Source organism: Mycobacterium asiaticum (assembly GCF_001673635.1).
Lineage (GTDB): Bacteria > Actinomycetota > Actinomycetes > Mycobacteriales > Mycobacteriaceae > Mycobacterium > Mycobacterium asiaticum_C.
Genome location: NZ_LZMH01000022.1, coordinates 110,828 through 123,862, shown reverse-complemented (window position 1 = coordinate 123,862; position 13,035 = coordinate 110,828). Strand labels below are relative to the sequence as shown.

The window sequence follows — 13,035 nt, the reverse complement described above, 5'->3', positions numbered from 1 at the left end:
CGGTGAACTTCACTCTGGTCGAGGTCCCGGTCGGCGAGCCCACCCAGCAGCGCGTGCTGATTCCCCATCGCGACGATGTCCGGCTCGATGGCGTGGACGCGTTCGCGGGCCACCTGGTGGTCAGCTACCGGCGGGAGGCGTTGCCGCGGATTCAACTGTGGCCGTTCGGCTCCGACGGTGGTTACGAGGAGCCCCAGGAGATCTCGTTCGACTCCGAGCTGATGTCGGCCGGTCTGGGGGCGAACCCGAACTGGGCCTCACCCAAATTGCGGGTGGGTGCGGGATCCTTCGTCACCCCGGTACGGATCTATGACCTCGACCTGGTCAGCGGCGAGCGGACCCTACTCAAAGAGCAGCCGGTGCTGGGCGGATACCGGCGCGAGGACTATGTGGAACGCCGCGACTGGGCGCACGCGGAAGACGGTGCCCGGGTACCGATCTCGATCGTGCACAAGGCGGGCATCGAATTCCCGGCTCCGGCGATGATGTACGGCTACGGCGCCTACGAGATCTGCGAAGACCCACGGTTCTCGATCGCGCGGTTGTCGCTGCTGGACCGGGGCATGGTATTCGTCATCGCCCATGTGCGTGGCGGCGGTGAGATGGGCCGGCTGTGGTACGAGCACGGCAAGCTGCTGGAGAAGAAGAACTCGTTCACCGACTTCATCGCTGTGGCAAGGCATCTGGTTGATATTGGGTTGACCAGTCCGGCGCAGCTGGTGGCCCTCGGGGGCAGCGCCGGCGGCCTGCTGATGGGCGCGGTGGCCAACATGGCCCCGGAGCTGTTCGCCGGAATTCTGGCGCAGGTGCCGTTCGTCGACCCGTTGACCACCATCCTCGACCCGTCCCTGCCGCTGACCGTGACCGAGTGGGACGAATGGGGAAACCCGCTGGCCGACAGGGATGTCTACGCCTACATGAAGTCCTACTCGCCGTATGAAAACGTCACGGGCCAGAAGTACCCCGCAATCCTGGCCATGACTTCGCTGAACGACACCCGGGTGTACTACGTCGAGCCGGCCAAATGGGTTGCGGCGCTACGGCACGCGAACACCGACGGTAATCCGGTGATGTTGAAGACGCAGATGAACGCCGGTCACGGCGGCATCAGCGGCCGCTACGAGCGCTGGAAGGAAACCGCCTTCCAGTATGCATGGCTACTCGAGACCGCCGGCGCCCACGAAGACTAACTGTCGCTTCGGGTTTCCGACTCGGCCAAGCGCCGCCCTACCTCGCGCAACCGCAGCTGGGAATCCTGGGAGATCTTCACCAGCATGGCGAATGCGGCCTCGTCGTCGACGCCGTACCGCTCCATCAGGATTCCCTTGGCCTGGCCGATGGCGTCGCGGGAGGACAGTGCCGAATCGAACTGTTGCTTGCGCACGACATTGCTCCAGGCCAGGGCGCCGAGGACGGCGAAAGCCCGGGCGGCGTCGAGCGACTTCTCGTCGAACACGTGCGAGGCCTCGGCGAAGATGTTGAGCGCTCCCATGAGCAGCTTGTCGGCGAACATCGGCAACGACACGACGCTGCGGATCGGCGTCTGAGCCAAAGCTTCATCGCGATATAAAGGCCAACGGTCATCGGTTTCGAGGTCTTCGACGATCACCGTCTCGCGGGTCCAGGCCGCCTGCAGGCACGGCCCCTCCAGATGGCGCTTCTGGATCTCGTCGAGCAGTTCGGGATAGCGGTGGCTCACCGACGGAGTCCCCACGTGGTTTTGCCGGCTGGTGACCGTGATGCCGGCGTATTGTGCGCCGGGCACCGACGTCGCAGCGGCGATGGTCAACTGATCCAAAGCCTTCGGAAGGTCGGCGGGTTTGGCCGAGTGGATGGCCTCCAGGACGTCGGACAGGCCGGCAAGGTTATCGCCGGCTGCCGTCGAATCGCCGGACTGCCGGGCGCCCTCTTCGGTCATCGACTGACCGCCAACTGATTGTTGGCCGCCAGCTCGCGTCGCGTCGTCGCCAACTGCAGGACCGCCGCGTCGAGCTTGCGCCGTGACTGTGCCGCCTCCTGGCAGAGTTCACGGGCTCGGCGCTGGGCGACTGAGGCGCGCAGTACCAGCGCTTTGACCTCGGCGCGCCGCATGTGACCGCGGGGGTTGCGTAGGCGATATGCCTTCTGCCGGCACGCCGCGGAACAATAGATGGCATCAGTACGGCCGTTGAATTGACCCGAGCAAACCGCACAGTTCAACACACTCGTCACCATAAATGTAACGTTACGGCTCCGAGTCTGCGGGTGCCAAGATCAGCGGGCGGCCGAGCTTGCTGCTCAGCCCGCGGCCACCAGGACGGCGGCCGCCAGGAAGACGAGCTCCTCGACGCTGCGCGTTGTCAATCGAGTCGTCATCGACTTCGGCGGGTTGGGCATGCGCGCGGCGTAGACGTTCGCCGGAAACATCGCCAGCATCAGCACCAACAGGCCAAGCGCCGCGGCCACCCGGGTGCCCGGCAGCAACAACCCCACCGCCCCCGCGATTTCCAGCACGCCAGTAACGGTGACCAGCAGCCCCGGTGCCGGTAGTGCCGGCGGAACAATCGCGACAAGATCGCCTCGCAGCGGCGGTGCAAAGTGTGCCACCCCGGTGAGCAGGAACATCGCCGCCAGGCCGACGGCGCACGCGCCCACCCAGTTGTCAAGGTAGCCAACCCCCCACCACCCGGCGAGACGGGAAACGAGGCTGGCCAGCAGTAGCGCGATCAGTGGAGCCATGTCTTCTTCCTTCGATCTTGACAGTGACTAGATACCCCTTCGACGGTAGGACGGTGATCTAGTCACTGTCAAGTTTGCGTTGTATGGTGGCTCGATGGCCCGTCCTACCTATCACCACGGCGATTTGCGCAGCGCGATCCTGAGCGAGGCCGCCCGGCTGGTCGCCGAGCGCGGCGCCGACCGGGTGTCGCTTCGTGAGCTGGCGCGGGAGGCCGGTGTATCGCACGCCGCGCCTGCGCATCACTTCACCGACCGCAAAGGTCTTTTCACCGCGCTTGCGGCTCAGGGATTCCGGCAGCTGGCCGAGGCCCTTCGAGACGCGAGGCCGCGGTTCACCGATGCGGCACTGGCCTATGTGCGCTTTGCCCTCGCCCATCCCGGCCACTACCGCGTCATGTTCGACAAGTCACTGGTCGACGCAAGCGATCCCGACCTGATCGAGGCCGAGGCCGCCGCCGGGGCCGAGCTGTCCCGCGGCGTGGCGACGCTGCACGACCGCAACGCACGCGCCGATCCCGCCGGCGCCGAGCTGGCGGCTTGGTCACTGGTCCACGGCTTTTCGATGCTGTGGCTCAACGACGCGGTGAATGCGGGCGTGAAGGAGGCGGACCCGATGGACACCGTCTTGCGGATCGCGACGATGCTCTTCGAGGGCTAACCGGCCGGAGTCTTGGGCAGGAACGCGGCCGGCACGAGCGTGGCCGTCACCAGCACCACGGCAATGGCCAGGATCAGCGTGTAGGCGTGCGACAGGTCATGCGCCAGACTGGCGGCGAAACCGGGATCCAGGGCTCGCGGGGGTATAGCCGACGGATCAACCGGTACCCCGCGGCGGGCCGCGTCCTGTTCCAGGCGCGCCAGCCGATTCGCGGCAGAGATGCTTTCGCTGCGGTTGAACTGGCTGGTCAGCACCATCGACATGAGTGCGGTGCCGATCGACCCGCCCACCTGCAAGTTGACGCTGATCAGCGTCGAGCCGCGGGCGATCTGGTGCGGCGCCAGTGCCTGGACCGACGCTCCGGACAGCGGCATCATGGTGCATCCCGTGCCCAGCCCCATGACGGCCAGCCCGATCAGCAGCGTCGGGGAGTATCCGGATTGCCGGGCCACCCCGACGGTGAAGATCCCCAGCCCGATGGCGATCAGCGCGATGCCCAGCAGCACGCTCTTCCCGGGGCCTTTGCGGTCCATGAACCGGCCGGCCCAGGGCATGGTCAGCATGGCGCCGAGCCCCTGCGGGATCAGGTGCACCCCGGACTGCATCGGCGTCTGGTGCCAGACCTGTTGCAGGTAGCTGGGCAGCAGCAGCGCGGAGCCGAAAAACGCGACCGCGAACAGAAACGCCGTCACATTCGCGTGGGTGACCACGGGGTTCTTGAACAAGCGCAGATCGATGAGCGGATGATCCGCGCGGCGCCAGGCATGCACGACGAACGCGATGATCAACGTCAGGCCGATGGTCACCGGTATGAGCACGACCCGGTCGGTGAGCGTGCCGCGACCCGGGATCGACGACACTCCGAACAGGAAGGTCGCCAGCCCGGGCGAGAGCAGCAGCACCCCGACGACGTCGAACGTCTCCGACGGGACCGGTTCGTCTTTGGGGAACACCACCAGCGCGAGCAGGAACGCGCACAACCCGATGGGCAGGTTGATCAGGAAGATCCATGGCCAGCTGTAGGCGCTGATCAGCCAGCCACCCACGATGGGTCCGCCGATCGGCCCCAGCAGCATCGGGATGCCCAGCACCGACATCAGCCGGCCCAGCCGCTTCGGGCCGGCCACCCGGGTCAGGATCATGAATCCAAGCGGCATCAGCATGCCACCGCACATCCCTTGCACCGCCCGAAAGACGTTGAGCAGCAGGATGGTCGGCGCCACTGCGCACAGCAGCGAACCAGCCATGAACGCCAGCACCGAACCCATCCACAGCCGTTTGGTGCCATAGCGGTCCGCCGCCCACCCGGCTATCGGGATGACGGTGGCCAGCGCAAGCGTGTACCCGGTCATCGTCCAGCCCACCACGGCCTGCGTCGACGAGAACTGCGCGATGAAAGTGCGCTGCGCGACGCTGACGACGGTGGTGTCCAGCGCCATCATCACCGAGGCAAGAATGCACACCCCGGCGATCCGTAGCGTCGGGGCGTCGAGCGTGTCGGGATAGTCCGTGACGGTGGTCGCCGACGCCGCATCGGCCGGCCCGGAAATTGCCTTTTTCATGGCGTTGCTGAGCATAGCTAGACAACCCGCTGCCCAGTGACACAGGGACCGCTCGTGGACGTCTCCCGGCCAGGTGTCGGTCACCGTTCCGACACCTGAGATCGGCAAACTACATGCGTGTCTGGAAAACTGATCGTGTCGGTCTCGGGGATCGGTGAGCACACCCTTCCCGACGTAGACGACTTCTGCACGCAGATGGATGCCCGCTCGGTGCCCGTCTCGCTACTGGTGGCACCGCGGCTGGGCGATGGCTATCGCCTTGACCGCGACCCGCAAACCGTTGACTGGCTCACCGCGCGGCGTAGCGGCGGCGATGCGCTGGTATTGCATGGCTACGACGAGGCGGCCACCAAGAAGCGCCGCGGCGAATTTGCCACGCTGCACGCGCACGAGGCGAACCTGCGACTGATGGCCGCCGACCGGGTGCTTGAGCATCTTGGTCTGCGCACCCGCCTGTTCGCCGCCCCGGGTTGGCTGGTGTCGCCGGGAGTGGTCAAGGCTTTGCCCAAGAACGGTTTCCGGCTGCTCGCCGACGCCTACGGAATAACCGATCTGGTCCGCGACACCACGGTGCGGGCCCGCGTGCTGGGCATCGGTGAGGGCTTCCTAGCCGAGCCGTGGTGGTGCCGGATGGTGGTGATGTCGGCCGACCGGATCGCCCGGCGCTCGGGTGTGGTCCGGATCGCGGTGGCCGCCCGGCATCTGCGCAAATCCGGTCCGCGGCAAGCCATGCTGGATGCCGTCGACCTGGCCTTACTGCAGCGGTGCACACCGACCGTGTACAACTGGCGGTCCAACAAGGCCTTACTCGACGCCGCGTAACGCCCGCGCAAGGCCACCTGTGGGTGGCACTAACCTGTATCGGCATGAGCGACGCGGGTCCCGATTTCGACAAGTTCTATGACGCCATCATCGTCGGGGCCGGGCTGTCTGGACTGGTCGCGGCCTGCGAATTGGTGGACCGCGGGCTGCGGGTGCTCATTGTGGATCAGGAGAACAGCGCCAACGTCGGCGGACAGGCGTTCTGGTCGTTCGGCGGGCTGTTTTTCGTCAACAGCCCCGAGCAGCGTCGGCTGGGGATTCGCGACAGCCACGAGCTCGCGTTGCAGGATTGGCTGGGGACCGCGGCGTTCGACCGGCCGGAGGACTACTGGCCCGAACAGTGGGCGCACGCGTACGTCGATTTCGCTGCGAACGAGAAGCGGAGCTGGTTGCGGGCCCGCGGCCTAAAGATCTTCCCGGTGGTGGGCTGGGCCGAACGAGGCGGTTATGACGCTCAGGGACACGGTAATTCGGTGCCGCGGTTCCACGTCACCTGGGGAACGGGACCCGCTCTGGTGGAGATCTTCGCCCGCCGGCTGCGCAACCGGCCCAATGTTCGATTCGCACACCGGCACCAGGTCGACAGGTTGATCGTCGAGGGCGACGCGGTGACCGGCGTGCGGGGTACCGTCCTGGAGCCTTCGGACGAGCCACGCGGTGCGCCGTCATCGCGAAAAGCCGTCGGTAAGTTCGAGTTTCGCGCGTCGGCTGTCATCGTGACCAGCGGCGGCATCGGTGGCAACCACGACCTGGTGCGCAAGAACTGGCCGCGGCGGATGGGCCGCGCCCCCAAGCAGTTGCTCAGCGGGGTGCCCGCGCATGTCGACGGCCGGATGATCGGGATTGCCCAGAAGGCCGGCGCGCGGGTGATCAACCCCGACCGGATGTGGCACTACACCGAGGGCATCACGAACTACGACCCGATCTGGCCGCGGCACGGCATCCGCATCATTCCGGGCCCGTCGTCGCTGTGGCTCGACGGAGCGGGCAACCGCTTGCCGGTGCCGCTCTATCCCGGTTTCGACACACTCGGGACGCTGGAGCACATCGGCACGACGGGTTACGACTACACCTGGTTTGTGTTGAACGCCAAGATCATCGAGAAGGAGTTCGCGCTCTCTGGGCAGGAGCAGAATCCCGACCTGACCGAGCAGAGCGTGAAGCAGTTGATCCGGGCCCGTGCCCGATCGGGTCCGCCGGGACCGGTGCAGGCCTTCATCGACCGCGGAGTGGACTTCGTCACCGGCAACACGCTGGCCGAGCTGGTCGAGGCCATGAACAAGCTGCCTGATGTGGCGCCCCTGGACTACGAGACGGTGGCGGCGGCGGTGACGGCTCGCGACCGCGAGGTGGCCAACAAGTTCACCAAAGACGGTCAGATCACTGCGATTCGGGCTGCCCGGGGCTACCTGGGTGACCGGCTGGGACGCGTGGTGGCGCCGCACCGGCTGGTGGATCCGAAGGCGGGGCCGTTGATCGCGGTCAAGCTGCACATTCTGACCCGAAAGACGCTGGGCGGGATCGAAACCGATCTGGACTCACGCGTGCTCAAGTCCGACGGGACGCCGATCACCGGGCTGTACGCGGCCGGTGAGGTCGCGGGTTTCGGCGGCGGCGGCGTGCACGGATACCGGGCCTTGGAGGGCACCTTTTTGGGCGGCTGCATCTTCTCCGGCCGGGCGGCCGGCCGCGGCGCCGCCCTGGACGTCACCTAACTGTGCCGAGCAGACGCAAAAGTCCCCAATTGCACGGCGTGTCAGGGGCTTTAGCGTCTGCTCGCGAGGGGAAAGCGAGCCCGCTAGAAGGTGACGCCGTCCTCCTCGGGCAGCACGCGGAAGTCGGTGTCGGTCATCTCGCTGAGCCGGCCGTAGTAGATGCCGCGCGCATCAGGGGCGATGATGCCCTGGTGGATGGGCACCGCCCGCGCGGGCGCCACCGCACGCAAGTAGTCCACGGCCTCCGAGATCTTCATCCAGGGCGCCGACGCGGGGGTGGCCAACACGTCCACCGGCTCGTCGGGCACAAACAACGCGTCGCCCGGGTGCATCAGCCTGGCGGGATGCTCGCCGTCGCCCACCAGGTACGAAATGTTCTCTATCACAGGGATTTCCGGGTGTATCACGGCATGCCGTCCGCCGATGGCCCGGATGGTCAGCGCGCCGACCGACAGTTCGTCGCCGACGTGAACCACCTGGCACGGCTCGCCGAGCAGTTCGGTGGTTTGAGGGTCGGCGTACAGCGTCGCGTCCGGATTGCCCTCGAGTAGGGCGGGCAGTCGCGATACGTCGATGTGGTCGGGGTGCTGATGGGTCACCAGAATCGCGGTCAGGCCCGTGATCCCCTCGAAACCGTGGGCGAAGCTACCGGGGTCGAAAAGAATCTTGGTATCGCCGAACTCGGCGAGTAGGCAGGAATGCCCGAAATGCGTCAGTTGCATGTTTACGATTGTGCCCTGATGGGGGCCGTGCGGATGCGGGTGCTGGTGGTGACCTTGATGGTCGCCGGTAGCTTCGCGATCGCACTGATGACGCCGACGCCCGCGTGGACGGAGCCGGAGACTTGCCCGCCCGTGTGCGACCAGATCCCGGACAGCGCATGGATCCAGCGGGCGGCGGTCCCCCTCAACGCGGTGTACGGGTGGCCGGACCTCACCGGGGCGGCGGAGCCGCTGATCCGGGCGGCGCGGCAGTTCAGGTTCGAGCAGGTATGTGCCACGCCGGCGCCGCCGCAGGACAGCCGCGATTCCGCGGTGGCAGCACGCGCGGTGGTGGCACATCGGGACGGGCAGTGGCAACTGCAAGCCCAGATCTTGCACTGGCGCGGGGACACCGCCCGCGGTGGCGCGCTGGCCAGTTCGGTGTTCGCTGCCGCGGTGGCGGCGCTGCGTGCCTGCCAACTGGGCGCCCCCGACCAGTCGCCGTCGATCACCGATGACGAACCGGCTCGGATGGCCGCCGTCATCAGCGGACCGGTCATCGTGCATACCTATTTGATCGCCCACGTGGCCAGCAGCACCATCAGCGAACTCACGCTGTGGTCGTCCGGACCCCCGCAGGTGCAGTGGCCGGTGCTTTCTGACGCCGCCGTACTCGACGCCATGACCGCGCCACTGTGTGAGGCATACATCGCCTCATGTCCGTAATGATCTACTGGCCTAACGCTTTTGAGGGGCGGACGGTACATGGTTACCGTTGATGTGCTGTACAGCGCGGCCACCCACCCGTGGCCGCAGCTACGCGACGAGGTGTTGCGAGCCGAAGCCGACGGTTTCGGCCGGGCGTGGGTCTTCGACCACCTGTCGGGCGCGATGCTGTCGGGCACGCGGATCTTGGAGTGCTTCACGCTGGCGGGGGCGCTGGCCGGTGCCACCTCCTCGATCGGCATCGGCACGCTGGTGGTGAACGTGGCGAACCGTCCCGCCGGAGTGGCGGTCGCCGCGGCCGCCTCATTGCAGGAGATCAGCGGCGGACGCTTCGTGTTCGGGCTGGGTGCGGGCGCCGCGCCCGGCAGCCCGTGGGCCCGGGAACACGACCTGCTCGGTATCCCGCTCGCGGGCTCCATGCGGCTGCGGCACCAGAAACTGATCGACGTGCTCGACCTGTGCGAGGCCCAGTGGGACCCGCACCGCGACGAGAAATGGGCGGGTTTTCCGTTGCCGACGCCACCGCCGCCGGTGTTGCTGGGGGTCAACAGCGCCGCATTGGCCAGAATCGCCGGCCGGCGCTGCGACGCGGTCAACGTCGCCCTCGACCATCCCAGGATCGGGGAGTTCTTCGACGCCGCGCGCGCGGCGCGGGCCGAGTCCGGCCGCGCCGGCACCCCCCTGACGCTGAATGCCTGGACGACCCTCAGCGAGGCCGCGCTCGATCCCGACGGTCCGGCCCACCGCCGCATCGCCGCCCTCGGCGGCGACGGGCTGATCCTGGTCGCCGGCTCGTCCGGTTAACTCGCGCGGCCGTCGATGGCCGGTAGAGTTGGCGCGGACCCGTTGCCCGGCTCGTTGTCGCCGGGCGGGGCGACAGATCTGAGGAGGAGCGCGGTGGCCCGGGTGGTCGTGCATGTGATGCCCAAAGCCGAGATCCTTGACCCGCAGGGTCAGGCGATCGTCGGTGCCCTGGGACGGCTGGGTCATGCCGGGATATCCGACGTCCGACAGGGCAAGCGCTTCGAGTTGGAGGTCGACGATTCGGTCGACGACACCGCGCTGGCCGAAATCGCGGAATCGCTCTTGGCGAACACCGTGATCGAAGACTGGACGATCAGCAGGGACCCGCAGTGACCACCCGCATCGGCATCATCACCTTTCCGGGCACCCTCGACGACGTGGATGCCGCACGTGCGGCGCGAAAGGTCGGCGCGGAGGCGGTCAGCCTTTGGCACGCGGACAGCGACCTGAAGAGCGTCGACGCCGTGGTCGTACCCGGCGGCTTCTCTTACGGCGATTATCTGCGCGCGGGCGCGATCGCGAGGTTTGCTCCGGTGATGAGCGAGGTGGTCGCGGCCGCCGGTCGCGGCATGCCGGTCCTGGGCATCTGCAACGGGTTCCAGGTGCTCTGCGAGGCGGGTCTGCTGCCCGGCGCGCTGACCCGCAACGCGGGGCTGCACTTCATCTGCCGCGACGTGTGGCTGCGCGTGTCGTCGACCTCGACGGCATGGACGTCACGCTTCGAGGCCGACGCCGACGTGCTGATACCGCTGAAGTCCGGCGAAGGGCGGTATGTGGCGCCCAAGCAGGTGATCGAACAGCTCGAAGGCGACGGACGGGTGGTCTTCCGGTATCACGACAACATCAACGGCTCGCTGCACGACATCGCCGGCATCAGCTCGGCCAACGGTCGCGTGGTCGGTCTGATGCCTCACCCCGAACACGCCATCGAAGGGCTGACCGGTCCTTCGGACGACGGTCTGGGCCTGTTCTACTCGGCGCTGGACGCCGTACTGACCGCCTGAGCCTGCCTACGCGGAGAGCGTTGCGTACGGTCTTGCGGCGCTGCGTAATTCGTCGAACGCCGCGACGAGCGCGTCGGTCGCGTCGTGCTCGTCAGTGAAGGTCCGATCGTCGGTCAGCACCGCGATGCCCAACCGGTCCGCGTAGCTCCAGACGGTGATATTGACCGGAGCGCCCGGCGAAAGCACTCCGGTGGAATAGATTTCGTGCACTGGCGCCCCACCGAGGTGGCCACGGCTGCGCGGGCCCATGACGCTGGACACCGCCACGTTCATCATCCGGTTCGACGACTGCCGGCCCAGCCAGCGGAACGCCGCCGGGGCAAGCGCCGCCGGCAGGTAGTTCATCAGTCGTCCGTACAGGTGCGTGCCCATGACCTCGTGGTCCTCTTTGGCGAGCCGGGTGGCCAGCGCGACCAACCGCACCCGTTCCGCCGGATCGGCGATGTGGACCGGCAGCGACACCATCAAACCGCTGATCTCGTTGCCCGAGACACGGTCTGACTTGTCCGTGGCGGTCGGCACCGATGCAATGATCGGGCGGTCCGCCGCCCCGTCATAGTCGAGCAGCAACGTTCGCAACCCTCCGGCAGCTATCGCCAGGATCAGATCGTTGATCGTGACACCCAAGTCGGCAGCGGTCGTCTTGACGTCTGCCAGCGACAGTGCGGCACTGGCGAATCGGCGAGCCGGTGCCACCCGGTGGTTGAGGAACGTTGGCGGAGCATCGAATTGAGCCGCGAGCTCACGATGGCGTCCGCGTGCCGCGGCGCGCCGGCGCACCTGGGTGAAACCCAGCACGGCGTCCCTGACCAGGCCCGGCAGCTCGCGAAGTTGCCGCAGATGGTCGCGTGCCGCAAGCCGTAACAGCCCGCCAGAAGTTGTTGTAGCGCACTGATGGTCGGGTACCGATGCATCGGTGAGGTCCATCAGTCGCGCCAGCAGGTTCGCGGACGCGACACCGTCGGCCAGGCAGTGGTGCACCTTGCCGATGAGCGCGAACTGATCACCGGCCAGTCCCTCGGCGAAGTAAAACTCCCACAGCGGTCGGCTGCGATCCAGCGGGGTGGAGGCGATCTCCCCGATGACTCGGTCCAGCTCGCGGCGGCCGCCCGGTGAGGGGATCTGAACCTGGCGCACGTGGTAGTCCAGGGCGACATCGTCGACATCGCACTCCAGCCACAGCGGGTGATGCAACCGTCCCGGTGTCTCAACCAGCTTGTAGCGCAACGGTTTCAGGGCTTCGAGCTTGCGGCGCAGGTGGGCCCGGAAGTCCTCGAAACCGAAGTCGAGGCCCGACGCGTCGATAACGGCGACCTTGAGGGTGTGCGTGTGCAGGTTCGGTGTCTCGCTGTACAGCAGCATCGCGTCCATGCCGTTGAGTCTTCTCATGCCACACTCGCTTTCAGCCCAGGATCGGCAGTCGTCGCTGCGCGGCCAGGCGGTCCAGCGCCTCCTGCATGACCGCGCGAACATGGGCGTCGACCTCGGCGATGTCGGGATCCTCGCCGAACTCGGCCGCCACGTCGATCGGCTCCAGCACCTCGGTGACCACCTTCGCCGGCAGCGGCACGTTCGGCGGGAACAGCACGCTCAGGCCGAATGGGAACCCGAAACTGATCGGCAGGATGTCCATGCGCGCCTTGGTCAGTCCCAGCCGCCGGGCCAGCCAGTTGCCGCGGGTGAGGAACAGTTGGGTCTCCTGCGCGCCGATCGACACCGTCGGCACGATCGGGACCCCGGCTTCGATGGCGGTGCGGACGTAGCCGGTGCGCCCGTTGAAGTCGATCGTGTTGGCCCCGAGCGTGGGTCGATACGAGTCGTAGTCGCCGCCCGGGAAGACCAGCACCAGTGCGCCGGAATGCAAGGCTGCGGCGGCGTTTTCACGGCTTGCTTCGATGACGCCGAGCCGGCGCAGCCAGCCGTCGAGTGGACCGAGGAACAGGCCGTAGTGGCCGAGGGTGTAGACGGGGCGGTCATATCCGAACGCGTCGTAGTAGGCGGGCGAGAAGACGAACACGTCCGGGGTGAACATGCCGCCGGAGTGGTTGGAGACCACCAGCGCGCCTCCGGCCGCCGGGATGTTGTTGAGGTTGCGCACCTCGGCGCGATGCCAAAGCTTGATGGCCGGCGCCAGTGTGTCGATCACCTGCTTGGTGAACTCGGGGTCCCACTTGGCGATCTCGGGGTTGTTGCTGCGTGCACCCATTTCCTTCTCCGTTTTTGTCCCCGGCCTGTGATGAGGATTACCCGTTGAGGCCTCTCTACATATGTAGAGGATACGGTACTCTCGGTTTAAGAGAATGTCATTATCGGTAACTGTGGCAT

General features: G+C 66.8%; 15 protein-coding genes. 8 read left to right on the top strand and 7 right to left on the bottom strand.

The annotated features are described in order from the left end of the window. Positions 1-1,190, top strand: a 1,190-nt coding sequence (locus tag A5645_RS05355) for a prolyl oligopeptidase family serine peptidase (RefSeq protein ID WP_155767860.1), incomplete at its 5' end; no start/stop codon positions are given. On the opposite strand, the gene A5645_RS05350 is transcribed toward A5645_RS05355, so the two are convergent. The 3 genes from A5645_RS05350 to A5645_RS05345 form a co-directional block, all read right to left on the bottom strand. Beyond that, on the bottom strand, positions 1,187-1,918 hold the full coding sequence (locus A5645_RS05350) for a GAF and ANTAR domain-containing protein (protein ID WP_065036640.1): 732 nt from the start codon (positions 1,916-1,918) through the stop codon (positions 1,187-1,189). The two genes, A5645_RS05355 and A5645_RS05350, sit on opposite strands and share 4 nt — an antisense overlap. Further along, complete coding sequence (locus tag A5645_RS27550) at positions 1,915-2,091, bottom strand: hypothetical protein (protein WP_155767859.1); 177 nt, start codon at positions 2,089-2,091, stop codon at positions 1,915-1,917. Before A5645_RS27550 ends, A5645_RS05350 begins: the two co-directional genes overlap by 4 nt. 186 nt (positions 2,092-2,277) lie before the next feature. Continuing rightward, positions 2,278-2,718 carry a DoxX family protein gene (locus A5645_RS05345; protein ID WP_065128716.1) on the bottom strand — a complete coding sequence of 147 codons (441 nt, stop codon included), beginning with the start codon at positions 2,716-2,718 and terminating at the stop codon, positions 2,278-2,280. 94 nt (positions 2,719-2,812) lie between these two features. On the opposite strand from A5645_RS05345, the gene A5645_RS05340 reads away from it, so the two are divergent. Further along, positions 2,813-3,376, top strand: coding sequence for a TetR/AcrR family transcriptional regulator (locus tag A5645_RS05340; RefSeq protein WP_065128714.1), 564 nt, complete (start codon positions 2,813-2,815; stop codon positions 3,374-3,376). On the opposite strand, the gene A5645_RS05335 is transcribed toward A5645_RS05340, so the two are convergent. Beyond that, on the bottom strand, positions 3,373-4,938 hold the full coding sequence (locus A5645_RS05335; RefSeq protein WP_065128756.1) for a DHA2 family efflux MFS transporter permease subunit: 1,566 nt from the start codon (positions 4,936-4,938) through the stop codon (positions 3,373-3,375). The two genes, A5645_RS05340 and A5645_RS05335, sit on opposite strands and share 4 nt — an antisense overlap. A gap of 117 nt (positions 4,939-5,055) precedes the next feature. Here A5645_RS05335 and A5645_RS05330 point away from each other — a divergent pair, with 117 nt between their 5' ends. After that, a complete protein-coding gene (locus tag A5645_RS05330; RefSeq protein ID WP_065128712.1) occupies positions 5,056-5,760 on the top strand; it encodes a DUF2334 domain-containing protein in 705 nt (234 codons plus the stop codon). Between the two features lie 23 nt (positions 5,761-5,783). Next, positions 5,784-7,475 carry an FAD-binding dehydrogenase gene (locus A5645_RS05325; RefSeq protein WP_155767858.1) on the top strand — a complete coding sequence of 564 codons (1,692 nt, stop codon included), beginning with the start codon at positions 5,784-5,786 and terminating at the stop codon, positions 7,473-7,475. A gap of 83 nt (positions 7,476-7,558) precedes the next feature. Here A5645_RS05325 and A5645_RS05320 read toward each other — a convergent pair whose 3' ends face one another. Next, complete coding sequence (locus A5645_RS05320; RefSeq protein WP_065128708.1) at positions 7,559-8,197, bottom strand: MBL fold metallo-hydrolase; 639 nt, start codon at positions 8,195-8,197, stop codon at positions 7,559-7,561. On the opposite strand from A5645_RS05320, the gene A5645_RS05315 reads away from it, so the two are divergent. The 4 genes from A5645_RS05315 (at position 8,174) to purQ (ending at position 10,710) form a co-directional block, all read left to right on the top strand. Beyond that, positions 8,174-8,902, top strand: a complete 729-nt coding sequence (locus A5645_RS05315) for an ATPase (protein WP_172830470.1) — start codon at positions 8,174-8,176, stop codon at positions 8,900-8,902. The two genes, A5645_RS05320 and A5645_RS05315, sit on opposite strands and share 24 nt — an antisense overlap. Before the next feature lie 39 nt (positions 8,903-8,941). Next, positions 8,942-9,706, top strand: coding sequence for an LLM class flavin-dependent oxidoreductase (locus tag A5645_RS05310; protein ID WP_081288173.1), 765 nt, complete (start codon positions 8,942-8,944; stop codon positions 9,704-9,706). Between the two features lie 93 nt (positions 9,707-9,799). Next, the gene (gene purS / locus A5645_RS05305) at positions 9,800-10,039 is read left to right on the top strand and encodes a phosphoribosylformylglycinamidine synthase subunit PurS (RefSeq protein WP_065036648.1); all 240 of its coding nucleotides are present in this window, start codon (positions 9,800-9,802) and stop codon (positions 10,037-10,039) included. Then, positions 10,036-10,710, top strand: coding sequence for a phosphoribosylformylglycinamidine synthase subunit PurQ (gene purQ / locus A5645_RS05300; RefSeq protein ID WP_065036649.1), 675 nt, complete (start codon positions 10,036-10,038; stop codon positions 10,708-10,710). Before purS ends, purQ begins: the two co-directional genes overlap by 4 nt. Before the next feature lie 6 nt (positions 10,711-10,716). Here the strand turns inward: purQ and A5645_RS05295 are convergent, their stop codons facing one another. Continuing rightward, positions 10,717-12,099, bottom strand: coding sequence for a WS/DGAT/MGAT family O-acyltransferase (locus A5645_RS05295; protein ID WP_065036650.1), 1,383 nt, complete (start codon positions 12,097-12,099; stop codon positions 10,717-10,719). 13 nt (positions 12,100-12,112) lie between these two features. Further along, positions 12,113-12,916: a lysophospholipid acyltransferase family protein gene (locus A5645_RS05290; RefSeq protein WP_065036651.1), complete on the bottom strand. Its 804-nt coding sequence runs from the start codon at positions 12,914-12,916 to the stop codon at positions 12,113-12,115. Positions 12,917-13,035: the final 119 nt, after the last annotated feature.

Coding starts and splice junctions, on each gene's coding strand:
- A5645_RS05315 (WP_172830470.1), top strand. CDS start 8,174: ATGCCCGAAATGCGTCAGTTGCATGTTTACGATTGTGCCCTGATGGGG.
- A5645_RS27550 (WP_155767859.1), bottom strand. CDS start 2,091: ATGCGGCGCGCCGAGGTCAAAGCGCTGGTACTGCGCGCCTCAGTCGCC.
- A5645_RS05345 (WP_065128716.1), bottom strand. CDS start 2,718: ATGGCTCCACTGATCGCGCTACTGCTGGCCAGCCTCGTTTCCCGTCTC.
- A5645_RS05320 (WP_065128708.1), bottom strand. CDS start 8,197: ATGCAACTGACGCATTTCGGGCATTCCTGCCTACTCGCCGAGTTCGGC.
- A5645_RS05340 (WP_065128714.1), top strand. CDS start 2,813: ATGGCCCGTCCTACCTATCACCACGGCGATTTGCGCAGCGCGATCCTG.
- A5645_RS05335 (WP_065128756.1), bottom strand. CDS start 4,938: ATGAAAAAGGCAATTTCCGGGCCGGCCGATGCGGCGTCGGCGACCACC.
- A5645_RS05350 (WP_065036640.1), bottom strand. CDS start 1,918: ATGACCGAAGAGGGCGCCCGGCAGTCCGGCGATTCGACGGCAGCCGGC.
- A5645_RS05310 (WP_081288173.1), top strand. CDS start 8,942: ATGGTTACCGTTGATGTGCTGTACAGCGCGGCCACCCACCCGTGGCCG.
- A5645_RS05295 (WP_065036650.1), bottom strand. CDS start 12,099: ATGAGAAGACTCAACGGCATGGACGCGATGCTGCTGTACAGCGAGACA.
- A5645_RS05290 (WP_065036651.1), bottom strand. CDS start 12,916: ATGGGTGCACGCAGCAACAACCCCGAGATCGCCAAGTGGGACCCCGAG.